Source organism: Bradyrhizobium sp. DOA1, assembly GCF_001593325.1.
GTDB lineage: Bacteria > Pseudomonadota > Alphaproteobacteria > Rhizobiales > Xanthobacteraceae > Bradyrhizobium.
Genome location: NZ_JXJM01000001.1, coordinates 5,292,166 through 5,307,148 on the forward strand (window position 1 = coordinate 5,292,166; position 14,983 = coordinate 5,307,148).

The 14,983-nt window shown below is 64.3% G+C and carries 15 protein-coding genes; 6 read left to right on the forward strand and 9 right to left on the reverse strand.

Annotated elements, in window-relative coordinates; genetic code table 11:
* Positions 1-300 precede the first annotated feature (300 nt).
* Positions 301-1,041 carry a hypothetical protein gene (locus SE91_RS24670; protein WP_061849453.1) on the forward strand — a complete coding sequence of 247 codons (741 nt, stop codon included), beginning with the start codon at positions 301-303 and terminating at the stop codon, positions 1,039-1,041.
* 141 nt (positions 1,042-1,182) lie between these two features.
* Here SE91_RS24670 and sseA read toward each other — a convergent pair whose 3' ends face one another.
* From sseA to SE91_RS24685, 3 genes are all read right to left on the reverse strand, one after another.
* Positions 1,183-2,037: a 3-mercaptopyruvate sulfurtransferase gene (sseA, locus tag SE91_RS24675; protein WP_061849454.1), complete on the reverse strand. Its 855-nt coding sequence runs from the start codon at positions 2,035-2,037 to the stop codon at positions 1,183-1,185.
* 135 nt (positions 2,038-2,172) lie between these two features.
* Entirely contained in the window at positions 2,173-2,586 is a 414-nt protein-coding gene (locus SE91_RS24680; RefSeq protein ID WP_061849455.1) for a rhodanese-like domain-containing protein, read from the reverse strand.
* Between the two features lie 148 nt (positions 2,587-2,734).
* A complete protein-coding gene (locus tag SE91_RS24685; protein WP_061849456.1) occupies positions 2,735-3,910 on the reverse strand; it encodes a vWA domain-containing protein in 1,176 nt (391 codons plus the stop codon).
* A gap of 122 nt (positions 3,911-4,032) precedes the next feature.
* Between SE91_RS24685 and SE91_RS24690 the strand changes: the two genes are divergently transcribed.
* Positions 4,033-4,278: a GlsB/YeaQ/YmgE family stress response membrane protein gene (locus SE91_RS24690; RefSeq protein ID WP_061849457.1), complete on the forward strand. Its 246-nt coding sequence runs from the start codon at positions 4,033-4,035 to the stop codon at positions 4,276-4,278.
* 105 nt (positions 4,279-4,383) lie between these two features.
* Complete coding sequence (locus SE91_RS24695; RefSeq protein ID WP_060735146.1) at positions 4,384-5,226, forward strand: AAA family ATPase; 843 nt, start codon at positions 4,384-4,386, stop codon at positions 5,224-5,226.
* A 977-nt stretch (positions 5,227-6,203) separates the two neighbouring features.
* Here the strand turns inward: SE91_RS24695 and SE91_RS24700 are convergent.
* From SE91_RS24700 to SE91_RS24715, 4 genes are all read right to left on the reverse strand, one after another.
* On the reverse strand, positions 6,204-7,850 hold the full coding sequence (locus SE91_RS24700) for a GMC family oxidoreductase (RefSeq protein ID WP_061849458.1): 1,647 nt from the start codon (positions 7,848-7,850) through the stop codon (positions 6,204-6,206).
* A 16-nt stretch (positions 7,851-7,866) separates the two neighbouring features.
* Positions 7,867-8,460 carry a GNAT family N-acetyltransferase gene (locus SE91_RS24705; RefSeq protein WP_060735145.1) on the reverse strand — a complete coding sequence of 198 codons (594 nt, stop codon included), beginning with the start codon at positions 8,458-8,460 and terminating at the stop codon, positions 7,867-7,869.
* Between the two features lie 202 nt (positions 8,461-8,662).
* Positions 8,663-9,589, reverse strand: a complete 927-nt coding sequence (locus tag SE91_RS24710; protein WP_061849459.1) for an SMP-30/gluconolactonase/LRE family protein — start codon at positions 9,587-9,589, stop codon at positions 8,663-8,665.
* A 140-nt stretch (positions 9,590-9,729) separates the two neighbouring features.
* Entirely contained in the window at positions 9,730-10,563 is an 834-nt protein-coding gene (locus SE91_RS24715) for an AraC family transcriptional regulator (RefSeq protein ID WP_061849460.1), read from the reverse strand.
* 180 nt (positions 10,564-10,743) lie between these two features.
* Between SE91_RS24715 and SE91_RS24720 the strand changes: the two genes are divergently transcribed.
* Positions 10,744-11,847 carry a mandelate racemase/muconate lactonizing enzyme family protein gene (locus SE91_RS24720; RefSeq protein ID WP_061849461.1) on the forward strand — a complete coding sequence of 368 codons (1,104 nt, stop codon included), beginning with the start codon at positions 10,744-10,746 and terminating at the stop codon, positions 11,845-11,847.
* Positions 11,848-11,856: 9 nt separating this feature from the next.
* Here SE91_RS24720 and SE91_RS24725 read toward each other — a convergent pair whose 3' ends face one another.
* The gene (locus SE91_RS24725) at positions 11,857-12,210 is read right to left on the reverse strand and encodes a hypothetical protein (protein WP_061849462.1); all 354 of its coding nucleotides are present in this window, start codon (positions 12,208-12,210) and stop codon (positions 11,857-11,859) included.
* Positions 12,211-12,393: 183 nt separating this feature from the next.
* Here SE91_RS24725 and SE91_RS24730 point away from each other — a divergent pair, with 183 nt between their 5' ends.
* Positions 12,394-12,618 carry a hypothetical protein gene (locus tag SE91_RS24730; protein ID WP_008559707.1) on the forward strand — a complete coding sequence of 75 codons (225 nt, stop codon included), beginning with the start codon at positions 12,394-12,396 and terminating at the stop codon, positions 12,616-12,618.
* Between the two features lie 293 nt (positions 12,619-12,911).
* Here the strand turns inward: SE91_RS24730 and SE91_RS24735 are convergent, their stop codons facing one another.
* Positions 12,912-13,568 carry a glutathione S-transferase family protein gene (locus tag SE91_RS24735; RefSeq protein ID WP_060735143.1) on the reverse strand — a complete coding sequence of 219 codons (657 nt, stop codon included), beginning with the start codon at positions 13,566-13,568 and terminating at the stop codon, positions 12,912-12,914.
* A gap of 163 nt (positions 13,569-13,731) precedes the next feature.
* On the opposite strand from SE91_RS24735, the gene SE91_RS24740 reads away from it, so the two are divergent.
* Positions 13,732-14,955 carry a polyhydroxyalkanoate depolymerase gene (locus SE91_RS24740; RefSeq protein ID WP_156489762.1) on the forward strand — a complete coding sequence of 408 codons (1,224 nt, stop codon included), beginning with the start codon at positions 13,732-13,734 and terminating at the stop codon, positions 14,953-14,955.
* Positions 14,956-14,983: the final 28 nt, after the last annotated feature.

The following is a 14,983-nucleotide window of genomic DNA, read 5'->3' on the forward strand; positions in this document are numbered from 1 at the left end:
GCACATTCAAGACATATCAGGCCTATTTGCGCCGGATTTGCCGATTTGTGATCCGCAAGACTACCGTTGCCCCGTTGCATCACGGGGCGGAAATCGCATCGCACCGTCAATTGCCGGAGTCTTCGGCCCCGAATTTAGGAAGCGGCGGTGAGACGTTGCGATATGGTCGAATCAGCCTGATTCGCCACTGCTTTGAGCTTCGATCCCGCGCGGCGAACGCGGCAATCAGTACCGTCACCGCGTTCAGATGGCTCATGGGCCCTGGCGACCCCGCCGGGGCGGAAATTCGCAACCCGTCCGATGCTTCCCGGCTTTCGCTTCCTGTTTGCCGCGATCCTGCTGTCAACGTCCATCCTGGTGTTCGGCCTAGGGGCCGCCGCGCTGCTGCGGGCGAGCCACGAGCAGTATGTCAGCAACCCCTCCTGGCGGAACGGCCCGAAGGAGAAGGTGTTTGCGCAGGCCCCCGAGCCGGCCCAGCCGGTGCTCGCGGTGTTGCGGGCCGAGCCTGAGGTGGCCGAGCCGGAGCTCTCCTTGCGCGACCAGATACCGACCATTGGGCTTCCAGTGAGCGAGCCGGAGCAGGTCGCCGCAGTGGCGACCGAAGCCGACGCTCAGTCCACGGTCATTGCACCGCCGGCTGAGGTCGCTGCGCTCGAACCGGCCAAGCCCGACGCGACCGTGGAGGTCGCAGCAGCGGCGCCCACCGACACGCTCACGCCTGACGACACCACGGCCGCGGTCCCCGAGGTCAAGCCGGCCGACGAGCCGGTGCCGGCTGGCTCCGATGCCGCCCTCGCCTCCTCAGCGCTCGATATCGCGTCTGCCAAGCTGGCCGCGCTGAACGATCCGGCGGCGACGTCCGTGAAGGATGCACCGGCAAAGGCCAAACCTGACATCAAGGCGGCCAAGCCGAAGGCGAAGGCCAAAGCCAAGAAGCGGCAGCGCGTGGTGCGCCGTCCGCCGCCTCAGCAGTTGCAGCAACAGCTCGATCCGTTCGGACAGCAGCAGACCTTCGCGACGACGACCACGCGCGCGCGGTGACGCGCCTTCTTTGCGGCTAATAATCATTTCGAAGAGATCGTCATGCCCGGGCTTGTCCCGGGCATCCACGTTCTGTGTACCGCGCCTCAAGGCGTGGATGGCCGGGTCAAGCCCGGCCATGACGATGTGGAAACAGCGAGTTTACGCCGGACCGGTCGCGATCGGCGGGCCCTTCTCCTGGCCCCATTCCGACCATGAGCCGTCATAGAGCGCGGTGTCGGTGACGCCTAAGCGATAGAGCGCGAGCGTCAGCACGCCGGCCGACACGCCCGAGCCGCAGCTCGTCACGATCGGGGAGTCGAGCTTGACGCCGGCATTGCTGAAGGCCGCGCGGAGGTCGTCGAGCGGCTTCATCTCGCCGGTCGCGGCGTCGAACAGCAGATTGTAGGGCACGTTGCGGGCGCCGGGGATGTGGCCGGAGCGGATGCCCGGCCGGGGCTCCGGCGCGCGGCCCTCGAAACGGTCGGCGGCGCGCGCATCGATCACCTGCTCGGCACGGCTTTCGACGTTGGCGATCAGCTGCTGCATGCTGCGCACGCGCTTTGCGTCGTAGCTCGCCCTAAACGTCGCCGGCTTCGGCTTCACCTCGCCGCTCTCGACCGGACGCCCCTCGGCACGCCATTTCTTCAGGCCGCCGTTGAGGATGCGCACGTTGGTGTGGCCGAAGGCCAGGAACATCCACCACGCGCGGGGCGCTGCGACCCAGCCGCCGGCATCGTAGAGCACGACGGTGTCGGCGTTGGTGATGCCGAGGTTGCCGATGTCGCGGCCGAACTGCTCGGCGCTCGGATACATGTGCGGCAGCGGGTTGGAATGATCCGACACTGCATCGACGTCGAAGAAGGCCGCACCGGGCAGATGGGTGGCGAGATAGTCGTCCTTCGGCAGCGGCAGCACGCCTGGCAGCTTGAAGCTGGCGTCGAGGATCTTGACTTCGGCGTCGTTGATGTGTGCGGCGAGCCATTCGGTGGAGATGAGGGGATCGGTGGCGGTCATTGCATGCTCCAGCAATTGTCTCAGTCGTCATGGCCGGGCTTGTCCCGGCCATCCACGTTCTTCGTCGCGGCAAAGACGTGGATGCCCGGGTCAAGCCCGGGCATGACGCAGTATGTGGTGAGGGAGGTGTTCACCTCACCCCTTCTTCTTCGGCACCCATTGCTCCGTCGGGCCGCCGGCATCGCGCCAGGCGGCGTAACCGCCGGCGATGTGGGCGACCGGCTTCAACCCCATGTCCTGCGCGGTCTTGGCGGCGAGCGCGGAGCGCAAGCCCCCGGCACAGTGGAACACGAACTTCTTGTCCTCCTGGAAGATCGGCTTGGCGTAGGGGCTCTGCGGATCAATCCAGAATTCGAGCATGCCGCGCGTGCAGGCGAACGCGCCGGGAATGCGGCCGTCGCGCTCGATCTCGCGGGGATCGCGGATGTCGACGATGACGACGTCGCCGTTCTTGGAGATCTCGATGGCGTCCTTGGCGTTGAGGGTCTCGATCTCGGCATTGGCCTCGTCGATCAGCGCCTTGATGCCGCGGGTGATGGTCTGGGGCATGGGTCTTCCCTTCTCTTTGTCATTCCGGGGCGATGCGCAGCATCGAGCTATGATGCGCAATTGCGCGTCTGAGAATCCATTTCGCCACCAACTCTGCCGCCCGAGGGATTCCGGGCTCGCGCTTCGCGCCCCGGAATGACGACACGCATCAGTGCGTCAATTCCTTCATCGCACCTTCCAGCCCCTCGATCGTGATCGGATACATCCGGTTGGCGAAGATGCGCTTGATGATGGTGGTGGATTCTGAATAGTCCCAATGCTTCTGCTGCACCGGGTTCAGCCAAACCGTATGCGGATAGGTGCGGATGATGCGATCGAGCCAGACCGAGCCCGGCTCCTCGTTGACGTGCTCGACCGAGCCGCCGGGCACCATGATCTCGTAAGGCGACATCGAGGCGTCGCCGACGAACACGACCTTGTAGTCGTGCGGGTATTTGTGCAGCACGTCCCAGGTCGGCGTGCGGTCGGTGAAGCGGCGCTTGTTCTGCTTCCACACGCCTTCATAGAGGCAGTTGTGGAAGTAGAAATACTCCATGTGCTTGAATTCGCTCTTCGCCGCCGAGAACAGCTCCTCGACCTGCTCGATATGCGCGTCCATGGAGCCGCCGATGTCGAAGAACACCAGAAGCTTCACCGCATTGCGCCGCTCGGGGCGCATGTGCACGTCGAGATAGCCGTGATTGGCGGTCTCGCGGATGGTGGTGTCGAGGTCGAGCTCGTCGGGCGCGCCGGTGCGCGCGAATTTGCGCAGGCGGCGCAGCGCCACCTTGATGTTGCGGATGCCGAGCTCGACATTGCCGTCGAGATCCTTGAACTCGCGCTTGTCCCACACCTTCACGGCGCGGTTGTTGCGGTTCTTTTCCTGGCCGATGCGCACGCCCTCGGGGTTGTAGCCGTGGGCGCCGAACGGCGAGGTGCCGGCGGTGCCGATCCACTTCGAGCCGCCCTGATGCCGTCCCTTCTGCTCCTCGAGGCGCTTCTTGAGCGTCTCCATGAGCTTGTCCCAGCCCATGGCCTCGATCTGCTTCTTCTCTTCCTCGGTGAGATACTTTTCCGCGAGCTTCTTCAGCCACTCCTCGGGAATCTCCGCCTTGTCCATGGCCTCGAGCAGGCTTTCGAGCCCCTTGAACACCGTGCCGAAGACACGATCGAACTTGTCGAGATTGCGCTCGTCCTTCACCAGCGAAGCGCGCGACAGATAATAGAAGTTCTCGACCGTGTAGTCCGCGAGGTCAGCGTCGAGCGCCTCCATCAGTGTGAGGTATTCGCGCAGCGTCACGGGGACCTGCGCGTCGCGCAGAGAGGTGAAGAATTGCAGGAACATGGGTGACAGATTGCCCGTCGGGGGGCGAACGTCAAGGGGCGGAAGCCCCTGCTCCGCGCTGGACCGCCAGGCTTTTTGCTCTAGAATTGACGCCATACGGGGTTGTTTTGGGGACGTTTGCAATGGGAATTCTCGCAGCGCTCATCATCGGCGCGATCGCAGGCTGGCTTGCAGGCAAGATTGTCCACGGGGCGGGATTTGGGCTGGTCGGCAACATCGTCGTCGGCATCATCGGCGCGCTGGTGGCGAGCTGGATTCTGCCTCAGCTGCATATCCAGCTGGCGACCGGTACGATCGGCGCCATCGTCGATGCCACGATTGGCGCGGTGATTGTGCTCGTCATCCTTTCGCTGATAAAACGGGTCTGAAAGCCTGACCGAACCAGGAACGGCCGCCGCGAGCGGCCGTTCGCTTGTCGTGACCACGGCAATGAATTGGCAATGCCTGGCAACGACGACCAACAAGGACGAGCGATGAAGTTTACCGGCACCAAGGACTATGTTGCGACCGACGATCTCAAGGTCGCCGTCAATGCTTCGATCGTGCTGGAGCGCCCGCTCCTCATCAAGGGCGAGCCCGGCACCGGCAAGACGGTGCTGGCGGAGGAAGTGGCGAAGGCGCTGAACGCGCCGCTGCTGACCTGGCACATCAAGTCCACCACCAAGGCGCAGCAGGGCCTCTACGAATACGACGCGGTGTCGCGCCTGCGCGACAGCCAGCTCGGCGATGCCCGCGTGTCCGACATCAGGAACTACATCAAGCGCGGCAAGCTGTGGGAGGCCTTCACGGCCGAGCAGCGCCCGGTGCTGCTGATCGACGAGATCGACAAGGCCGACATCGAATTCCCGAACGACCTCCTGCTCGAGCTCGACCGCATGGAATTCCACGTCTACGAGACCGGCGAGACGATCAAGGCGAAGCAGCGCCCGATCATGATGATCACCTCCAACAACGAGAAGGAGCTGCCGGACGCCTTCCTGCGCCGCTGCTTCTTCCACTACATCAAGTTTCCCGATGCCGACACCATGCATCGCATCGTCGACGTCCACTTCCCCGGCATCAAGAAGCGCCTGGTGGAAGAGGCGCTGCGCATCTTCTTCGAGGTGCGCGAGGTGCCCGGGCTGAAGAAGAAGCCGTCCACGTCCGAGCTTTTGGACTGGCTCAAGCTCCTGCTCAACGAGGACATGAGCGCCGAGCAGCTGCGCGAGCGCGACCCGCGCAAGCTGATCCCGCCGCTGCACGGCGCCTTGCTCAAGAACGAGCAGGACGTGCATCTGTTCGAGCGGCTGGCGTTCTTGAGCCGGCGGGAAGTGTGAGGCTGCTCGTTCTCTTGCGATAGCGCCACGCCCCGCCTCACCATCGGTGTCATGCCCCGACTTGATCGGGGCATCCAGTACGCCGCGACTTCTCGGCTCAATCACATGCGCCACTGGAATACTGGATCACCCGCGTTCGCGGGCGATGACGGGGCGTGTGGAGTTGCAGACACGCCTTCGCAGCCTCGCGGCGCATTTCGCCCGAGCCTTGCTTCATCTCGTTCCCTCTTCGAACAGAGGGCGCAGGGAAGGCCGGGTGCTGACCTCGCACCCGCGGTCTGCTGCGCAAAAGGTGCACGCAGAAAACCGCACAGCAGCATACAGGTGGTGCCGAACACACGGCCTCCCTGCGCGGTGGTCGGACGGCTTATGCCGTGCTCTCCCGGGAGCCGAGTTCCTTCTGGCCTCCCTCACCCCGGCGAAAGTCGCCGGCATTGCGCCGGTTGACGCGACTGCCGCATTCGCCAGGGCTTGGCCGTAGCAACGACGGCCAGGACCACACGGTTTTGCCGTACGCGCGGTTCGCTTGACCCCACCGGCTCCGACGGCCTTGTGCAAATTGCCATCGAAACACCAGTGGGACGAACCTGTCAGCGCCGTTCGTCCGCACGACGTTTTGGGCTCACGGAGAGCATCCGCCCTGCCCTTGCCTTTCGTGCCCGACGCTGCCGCGTCCATCGCAACCCGGCCCGCGTTTCGAACGACTCGCGAACCGCCCCTCTTCGTCGGGCCGGGCTGCCGCGACTTATGCCGCAATTCCGAATTTCGGTAAAGTGGAATATTTTTGCGGGAAGGGGTTGACGGCGAGCGAAACAGCCACCAGCGAGCGAACGCGTCCCGGCCGCGCTGCAGCGTGCAACGCTGCTGCGCAGCGCCGGGACCCAGAAGGCGACACGGCAGATTGCGGCGACATAGGCCCCGGCTCTGCAGCGCACCGCTGAAGAAGCGCTGCGCTGCGTCCGGGGCACGAGACCTTCCTAGGCCACCGCTGTATCCGGAATCCTTGCGGCTTCCATCGGCTGCTTGCCGCGAATCAGGTCGGAGGCGCGGTCGGCGATCATCATCGTCGAGGCATTCAAATTCGCCGAGATCATGCGTGGCATCACCGAGGCGTCGATGACGCGCAGGCCTTCCAACCCGTGGACGCGGAGCTGGTCGTCGACGACCGCCCAGGTCGAATCCGCAGGGCCCATGCGGCAGGTGCAGCCGGGGTGGAAGGTGGTGGTGCCGCGCTCGGTGGCCGCGTGCAGAAATTCGTCGTCGGTGTTGACGTTGGGACCGGGAAAATCCTCATAGGCGTAATAGGGCGACAGCGGCGCACTCTTCAGAAGGTTGCGCGCGAGCTTCATGCCGCCGACGATGACGCGGCGGTCGAGCTCGGCGTCGAGATAATTGGTCTGGATGATCGGCGGCGCGAACGGATCGTTGGAGCGGATGTGGACGTAGCCGCGGCTCTCCGGGCGCTGCTGCCAGGAGGCCACGGTCATGCCGGGCTCGTCCTCGAGCTGGCCCTGCACGCCTTCCTTGTAGGAGGCCGGAGTGAACGTGAGCTGGAGGTCGGAGCTCTCGGCGCTCTCGCCGGAATGCCAGAAGCAATAGACCATGGTTGGCGACAGCGACAGCAGGCCGCGGCGCGCGGTCGCCCATTTCAGCGCCTCGATCCACAGCGAGAAACCGCGGCGAAGCTCGTTGATGGTCTTGATGTCCTTGACCCGCGCCACCGTGCGCGGCGCGTAATGGTCCTGAAGGCCCTCGCCGACGGGGAGCGCGTGACGCACCGCGATGCCGTGCTGCTGCAACAGGTCGGGCGAGCCGACGCCGGAGAGCTGCAAGAGTTGCGGCGAGTTATAGGTGCCGCCGGACAGGATCACTTCCTTGTTGGCGCGCACCTCGACGGGATGTCCGCCGCGGCCGCCCTTGGTGTAGCGCACGCCGACGGCGCGCTTGCCTTCAAAAATGATCTCGGTCGCGTGCGCATGGGTGTGCACATGCACGTTCGGCCGCTTCATCGCGGGCTTGAGGAACGCGGTCGCGGCGGAGACGCGCAAGCCATTGTTGATGGTGCGCTGGCAATACGACACGCCCTCCTGGGTCTTGCCGTTGTAATCGGGATTGCGGGGAATACCGAGCGAGACCGCGCCTTCCATGAAGGCTTCGCAGAGCGGATCGCGCCAGTCCATCGTCGTGACGGTGAGGCTGCCCTCGCGGCCGCGATAAGCTTCCTCGCCCTCGCCGACCCGCTTCTCCAGCCGCCGGAAATAGGGCAGCACGTCGGCATAGCCCCAGCCGCGATTACCCATCTGCGCCCAGGTGTCGAAATCCATGCGCTGGCCGCGGTTGTAGATGTGGCCGTTGATCGAGGACGAGCCGCCGAGCGTCTTGCCGCGCGGCGCATAGATGCTGCGCCCGCCGGTCCAGGGCCCCGGCTCCTGCTGGTAGGCCCAGTTGATGCTCTTCATGTGGAAGGTCTTGATGAAGCCCGCCGGCAGATGAATGTAGGGATGCCAGTCGGAAGGCCCCGCCTCGAGCACGCAGACGCTCACATTCGGATCCTCGCTCAGCCGGCTGGCGAGCACGCAACCGGCGGAGCCCGCGCCGACGATCACATAATCAAATCTGTCCATGGTGCCTCGGCGCCTCTCAGCGCGGCTTGTCGTTGAGTTGAAATTCCAGATGTGCCTGCACCGTCGGCCATTCGGCGGCGGTGATGCTGTAGACCACGGTGTCGCGCAGCGTGCCGTTCGGCGCGATCTGGTGGCTGCGCAGAATTCCGTCCTGCTTGGCACCCAGGCGCTCGATGGCGCGGCGGCTCTGGTGGTTGAAGAAATGCGTGCGGAACTCGACCGCGATGCAGTTCAGCGTCTCGAAGGCGTGCCGCAGCAGCATGAGCTTGCACTGCGTGTTGAGCGGGCCGCGCTGCGCGCTCTTGCCGTACCAGGTCGAGCCGATCTCGACGCGGCGGTTGGCGGCATCGATGTTCATGTAGGTCGTCATTCCGACGATGGTGCCGGCGGCATCGAACACGGTGAACGGCAGCATCGAGCCGGCGGCCTGCAGGCCGAGGCGGCGATCGATCTCCTTGGCCATGTTCTCCGGCGAGGGGATCGCGGTGTACCAGAGCTTCGACAGCTCGCCGTCCTTGACGGCCTCGACCAGCCCCTCGCGATGATCATGCGCCAGCGGCTCCAGACGGGCGTGCTGTCCGCGCAGGGTGATGGGATCAGGCCAGGGCATTCGAGATACTCTCCGTTGTCATTGGGCAGCGAGGCATTCCAGGTGCCAGATCCTCATCCTGAGGAGCACGGAACGCGCGTCTCGAAGGATGAAGGCCCGGCTGGTGGCCTCGCCCTTCGAGACGCGCGCTCAGGGCGCGCTCCTCAGGGTGAGGGTCTGGCGGTTACTATGCCTCGCTCGCAATGACGGTAACTAGCACCGTTTATTTGTTTAGGAAATTGAGCGGCAAACCGCCGCGCGGCCAATCCATGGCAATCAGCTCGCCCTTGCCCGATAGCGTGATATAGGCGGTCTTCAGCTCGGGGCCGCCGAAGGCGATGTTGGTGGTGACGCGGTCGCCGGTCGGCACCTGCTCCACCAGGGTGCCGTCGGGCGCGATCACCGAGATGCAGCCGGAGACGAGGGTGGCGACGCAGACATTGCCATTCGCTTCTACGGCCAGCGAGTCGAACATCTGGTAGCCGCCGAGGCCGCAGATCGGCTTGCCGCGCTCGCCGCGATAGATCACCTCGCGCGGCTTCAGCGTTCCCGGCGCGGAGAGCTCATAGGCCCAGAGCCGGCCCGTCGGCGTCTCCGCGATGTAGACGGTGTTCTCGTCCGGCGAGAGCCCGATGCCGTTCGCGGGCAGGATGCCGTGCACGATTTCGACGATCTCCTTCATGCCGGGCTTGAGATAATACATGCCGCCGACGTCCATCTCGCGCGCGCGGCGCTTGCCGAGGTCGGAGAACCAGAGGCCACCGTGCTTGTCGAAGACGAGATCGTTCGGGCCGCGCAGATCGTGCGCGCCGCATTTGCTCACGACGGTCTCGACCTTGCCGGATTGCAAATCGACGCGCTGGATCGCGCCGCCGAGATAATCCTCCGGCTGCGGGCCCGGCATGATCATCTTGCCGGCCGGAAGCCAGGAGAAGCCGCCATTGTTGCAGATGTAGATCTTGCCGTCGGACCCCAGGGCTGCGCCATTGGGACCGCCCGGCACCTTCGCGACGATCTCCTTGCGACCGTCGGGGTAAACGCGCGTCAGGCGCTGGCCGCGGATTTCCACCAGCACGACCGAGCCGTCCGGCATCACGACCGGCCCTTCGGGAAATTCGAGGTCGGTGGCGAGAACACGAACGTTGGACATGGTGGGACCCTCCCGGCTGCTTGTTATGACTTGCACGGGATGTCCGGCATGGGCCCCGCAGGCAAGCTTTGCCTGCGGTTATGACAAAGTCACCGGGGCTTGCCAAGCAAGCGGGATGGTATGCCAGCCTTGCGGAAGCTCTACTCCCTCACCGGCAGCCAGATCTCGAATCCGCCATTGCCGGTTGCAGGATCGAACCTCTCATCGTAGCGCTCGAAGTTCGGCGCATCCGCAGCTTTGAGGCCAGATGCCGGCAGCCACTGATTCCAGATTGTGCTCACGGTGCGTCGGATCGACGCGACGTGATCCGTGTGCGTAAAGACGGCATAGCGCTGCTCGGGGATGCGGATGCGGCTGAAGCGGCGCGGCAGGTCCGAGAAATCGTTGACCTCGGCACCGGCGATGTAGTCGAAATTACCGGCATCATCGCCGTTGCAGCAGATGCCATAGGCGACGTTGCCGACGCGCGCGGGAACGTCGGCAATCTCCCGATGGAAGCGTTGCCACAGACCTGGGATCATGGCGCCGTTGTCACAGGCGATGCGCTCGCCGGGACCGGCGACGAGGAAGGCCTTTGCGGTTTCGAAACGCGGCGGGGCAAGATGGTCGAGCATGGTGGAGTCCATGAGGATCGGCTCCTGAAGCTTGAGATGGCTTACGCACGTTGCCGCCCTCACCGCTTCGGGCGTGGTGCCGAACTGGTCGCGGAACGCGCGGGTGAAGGCTTCGTGCGAGCCGTAATCGGCCTCCAGCGCCAGCGACAGGATGTCGGGTGCACCCTTTGCCAGACTGCGCGCAGCTTCCGTCAGCCGCCGCGCGCGCACGTAACGCATCACCGGGAGGCCGGTGGCTGCGGCAAACGCACGCACGATGTGGAACCGCGACACGCCGGATATCTCGGCGATCTCGTCGAGCGTCATCGGCTCGGCCAAATGGCTCTCGATATACCAGAGCGCGCGCTGGGCTGGATTCACGATGGTCGTCCTCGTTCGAAGCGCGGCAAGGGTGCGCCGGTCATTCCCCCTTCGCTTGATCGGCGTTGCTATCCCCGCAACAGGATAGTCTGGGAATGGCCACTGGCAACGTCCTTGCGTTCACGGCTACACTCCGCGAGTTTCTGAACCGCTCACAAGAAAGCACGGAGGAACCGCGTCATGGACATCACCGATGTGCGGGCGCACCATATCCGCATCCCCTATGACGCCGGCGTCGCGAGCTTCCGCCAAGGCGCGTCCGCCATCAGCGCGCTCGACATGGTGCTGGTCGAGGTCACGACCGATTCCGGGCTGACCGGCTGGGGCGATGCTTTCGCCTATGTCTGCCCGCGCACCACGCGCAGCGCCGTCGAGGAGATGATCGCGCCGCAGGCGCGCGGGCTGACGGTGCCGGATGCGGCCGGCATCCCGGCGGCCATGGAGCAGATCCAGCGCAATCTGCATCTGTTCGGCCGCTACGGCATCACCATGTTCGCGATATCAGGGCTCGACATCGCGCTGTGGGACCTGGCTGCGAAAATCAAGGGTGTTCCGTTGCATCGCTTGCTCGGCGAGACCAGGCGCCCAGCCATCCCGGCCTATGCGAGCCTGTTGCGGATCGGCTCGCCCGACAACATCGCGAACGAATGCAGGAAGGCTCTCGCGCTCGGCTATGGCGCCATCAAGCTGCATGAGACCACGGCCCCTGCGGTGTTCGCCGCGCGCGAGGCGATCGGGCCCAACATTCCGCTGATGGTCGACATGAACTGCCCGCTCACAGCCGCGCAGGCGATCGCCTTCGCGCAGACTTGCGCGGATGCGCAGCCGATGTTCCTGGAGGAGCCGGTGTGGCCGCCGGAGGATTTTGTTGCGCTCGCCGACGTCCGCAGCAGCGGCGGGCTCGGCATTGCCGCCGGCGAGAACGCCTGCACGGAATATCAATTCCGCCAGATGCTGGATGCGGGCGCGGTCAGCCACGCCCAGCCATCGGTCACCAAGGTCGGCGGCATCACGGAGTTCTTGAAGGTCGCGGCGCTGGCCGATCAGTTCGGCGTCAATATCGTTCCGCATTCCCCTTACTTTGGTCCCGGCCTGCTGGCGACGCTGCATTTGCTGGCAACGCGCGACGACGGGCTCGTCGAGATGTTCTATCTGAAACGCGAGGCCTGCCTCTGGGGCGGCCACGCCGATGTCGATGCGACCGGCCATGTCGCGGTGCCCACGGGTCCCGGGCTTGGCTACGAGCCCGACCGCGGCGTGATGGAGCGATACCGCGTGACGTGACAGGCGCGCTTACTTGGAATCCTTGGCCGGCGGCGCGTCCTGCTTCTTCTTCTGATCCTCGGCCGTCTTGGTCTGAGCAGACTGGAGATCGGCGAGCGTCTTCTGCAGACCGGCCAGCGTCGTCTTCAACGCGTCGATCTGGCGATTGGCTGCATCCAGCTTCTGCTGCTGATCGAGCGTGAGCTTGGTGATGGTCTTCTGGAGGAAATCGACATTGCTCTGAAGGCAGCTGGTGCGCCGCTCCATGGTCTTCTCGACGGTGCATATCTCGATACCGGGCACGTCCTGCGCGCGGACCGGCACGATCGCCAGCGTGGCGAGCAGCAACATCGCGAAACAGACGCCGGCGCTTCGGTACAGCATGCAGGTTCCTCGTCAGATCGATCACGGCAATGTGCGCTGTTTAAGCGCAGCAGCGTGAGGCTACCACACTCGTACCGCATTCTCGCGTTGAGCTTGCACCTGTTCCCTGGGACGGGAACGATGATCGGCACGCGAAAGATGTGGGCGCTCTTTCCGCGGCTTTGTTCAGGGGAGATTTTTGGAATGGCAACGCGCGATAGACGTCTGGCGGAATTCGACGGCGCCGGAGAACCGCCACCGGGTCTTGCGGTCGAAGTGCTGTGCGAAGACCACAGCGGCACGTATCAGCTGCCGTTCGCCTGCCGTTATGTCGAGGGACGCTGGCGGAACAACGAGGCCGGAATTGCGGTCGAAGCGACCGTCATCGGCTGGCGCCTGCCGCGCATGAAGCATTCGGGCGCAGCCTGAGGCATCGTATCTGTTTCAAAATGCGACGGGGCCGCGCTCAGCTTTAACCTTCGGAACGCGGCCCGAACGAATCACGTCCGAATCAGCCGCCAAGCTTCGTACGCACCTGTTCACGGCTAGATGTCGCCGGCCGGCCAACCAGTTCGCACAATATCTACTCAGCGCGGGATTCGGTTTGGGCTGATGCTTGGCGACAAAGGTTAACGGCATCAACGACATGAGCCGGACTCGCCGCCTGTCCTGGGGATGACGGTGCCCAGGCGCCGAAACAGGCAGGCGGCCGCAACGGCTGCCTAATATTCGACCTCGAGCTCCTCGATCTCGGCCGGCTCTTCCCGCGCGGCCGCGATCCATTCCTGCATCTCGGGCATGGCCATGATGGTGTCGGCATAGGCCTTCAGCGGCGGCGCGAGCTTGACGTCATAGGTGACGAAGCGCGTCACCACAGGCGCGTACATCGCATCCGCCATGGTGCGCTTCTCGCCGAACAGGAAGGGGCCGCCCGACTTTTCCAGGCAATCACGCCAGATGAACCAGACGCGATCGATGTCGGCCTGCGCGCGCGACCAGATCTTGAAGCCGGGAAAGTGCCCCTTCAGATTGACCGGAAGCGAGGCGCGCAACGTGGTGAAGCCGGAATGGATTTCGCCCGAGATCGAGCGGCAATGCGCGCGCTGGATGCGGTCATCAGGCAATAGACCGGCGTCCGGCATCGCCTCGTTGAGATATTCGGCGATCGCCAGCGTATCCCAGATCACGGCGCCCTCGTGCCGCAGGCACGGCACCAGGATAGAGGACGACAACAGAAGGATTTCGGCGCGGGCGGATGCGTCGTCGGGCGCCGTGACGATCTCCTCGAAATCAAGCCCGGAGAACTTCGTCAGCAGCCAGCCACGCAGCGACCAGGACGAATAATTCTTGCTGCTGATGGTCAGTGTCGCCTTCGCCATTTGGCCCTTCCCTGAACCCGACGCCTGCTCGACCCTCGGCGCGCGCCTACAAGCTGTGCTTTCGGCAAATTGAAGAGCAAGCGATGTGCCAATTCCAGGGGCGTCCGGCTCCCGCTTGGCTTCGATATTGCATAATGCCAGGGGGACAGGTGGGCATTTCAGTATGATGTCGATGTATTATCAGGCCTTTCAGAACCATATGGACCTCACCGCGCCCTGGCGGGCCGGCGCTTCATCCGCGCTCAGATTCCTCAATTTGGTGCCGCAGGGCGCGTCGGACCAGGTTGTCGGCCGGCTCTCGGCGGCGCTGGAGCTGATCTCGCGCTCCACCCTCACCTACGACCGTCCGGCCTACGGCATCGACAGCGTCATGGTGGGCAACCGCGAGATCGCGGTCACCGAGGAGATCGCCTATGCGACGCCGTTCGGCTCGCTGCTGCACTTCAGGAAAGACGGCGTCGGCGAGCAGCCACGCATGCTGCTGGTGGCGCCGATGTCCGGCCATTTCGCGACGCTTCTGCGCGGCACCGTGAAGACGCTGCTCCAGGACCACGACGTCTACATCACCGACTGGCACAATCCGCGCGACATTCCGCGCAGCGAAGGCCGCTTTGGGCTCGACGACTACACTGAGCATCTGATTGATTTCCTCGGCCAGCTCGGCCCTCGCCCGCACATGGTGGCGATCTGCCAGCCCTCGGTCTCGGCGCTCGCGGCCGCCGCGGTCATGTGCGAGGACAACCATCCCTCGCGCCCGGCGACGCTGACGCTGATGGCCGGACCGATCGACACACGGATACAGCCGACCAGGGTCAACGAGTTCGCCAAGAGCAAGCCGATCGAATGGTTCGAGCGCAATCTGATCAATTACGTGCCGGTGCAATGCCGCGGCGCCTTGCGCAAGGTCTATCCCGGCTTCGTGCAGCTCACGGCGTTCGTCTCGATGAATCTCGAGCGCCACATCAAGCAGCACATGGATCTCGCCAACCACATCGCCAAGGGCGAGAAGGAGAAGGCGGCGACGATCAAGACCTTCTACGACGAATATTTCGCGGTGATGGATTTGCCGGCCGAGTTCTACATCGAGACCGTGCGAGACGTATTCCAGGAGCACCTGCTCCCGCAAGGCAGACTGATGCATCGCGGCCGACCGGTGAACACCAAGGCCGTGAGCCGCATGGGGCTGATGACGGTCGAGGGCGAGAAGGACGACATCTGCGCGATCGGCCAGACCCTCGCCGCGCAGGACCTCTGCACCGGCGTGCGCGCCTATCGCCGCGTCCACCACATGCAGGCCGGCGTCGGCCATTACGGCGTGTTCTCGGGTAAGCGCTGGAACAACGAGATCTATCCGCTGCTGCGGGATTTCGTGCACGTCAATTCGTGACTGACATCCCCTTGTTTCCGAGCGGACA

Coding starts and splice junctions, on each gene's coding strand:
- SE91_RS24730 (WP_008559707.1), top strand. CDS start 12,394: ATGGCAACGCGCGATAGACGTCTGGCGGAATTCGACGGCGCCGGAGAA.
- SE91_RS24685 (WP_061849456.1), bottom strand. CDS start 3,910: ATGTTCCTGCAATTCTTCACCTCTCTGCGCGACGCGCAGGTCCCCGTG.
- SE91_RS24705 (WP_060735145.1), bottom strand. CDS start 8,460: ATGCCCTGGCCTGATCCCATCACCCTGCGCGGACAGCACGCCCGTCTG.
- SE91_RS24695 (WP_060735146.1), top strand. CDS start 4,384: ATGAAGTTTACCGGCACCAAGGACTATGTTGCGACCGACGATCTCAAG.
- SE91_RS24690 (WP_061849457.1), top strand. CDS start 4,033: ATGGGAATTCTCGCAGCGCTCATCATCGGCGCGATCGCAGGCTGGCTT.
- SE91_RS24740 (WP_156489762.1), top strand. CDS start 13,732: ATGATGTCGATGTATTATCAGGCCTTTCAGAACCATATGGACCTCACC.
- sseA (WP_061849454.1), bottom strand. CDS start 2,037: ATGACCGCCACCGATCCCCTCATCTCCACCGAATGGCTCGCCGCACAC.
- SE91_RS24710 (WP_061849459.1), bottom strand. CDS start 9,589: ATGTCCAACGTTCGTGTTCTCGCCACCGACCTCGAATTTCCCGAAGGG.
- SE91_RS24700 (WP_061849458.1), bottom strand. CDS start 7,850: ATGGACAGATTTGATTATGTGATCGTCGGCGCGGGCTCCGCCGGTTGC.
- SE91_RS24725 (WP_061849462.1), bottom strand. CDS start 12,210: ATGCTGTACCGAAGCGCCGGCGTCTGTTTCGCGATGTTGCTGCTCGCC.
- SE91_RS24670 (WP_061849453.1), top strand. CDS start 301: ATGCTTCCCGGCTTTCGCTTCCTGTTTGCCGCGATCCTGCTGTCAACG.
- SE91_RS24735 (WP_060735143.1), bottom strand. CDS start 13,568: ATGGCGAAGGCGACACTGACCATCAGCAGCAAGAATTATTCGTCCTGG.
- SE91_RS24720 (WP_061849461.1), top strand. CDS start 10,744: ATGGACATCACCGATGTGCGGGCGCACCATATCCGCATCCCCTATGAC.
- SE91_RS24680 (WP_061849455.1), bottom strand. CDS start 2,586: ATGCCCCAGACCATCACCCGCGGCATCAAGGCGCTGATCGACGAGGCC.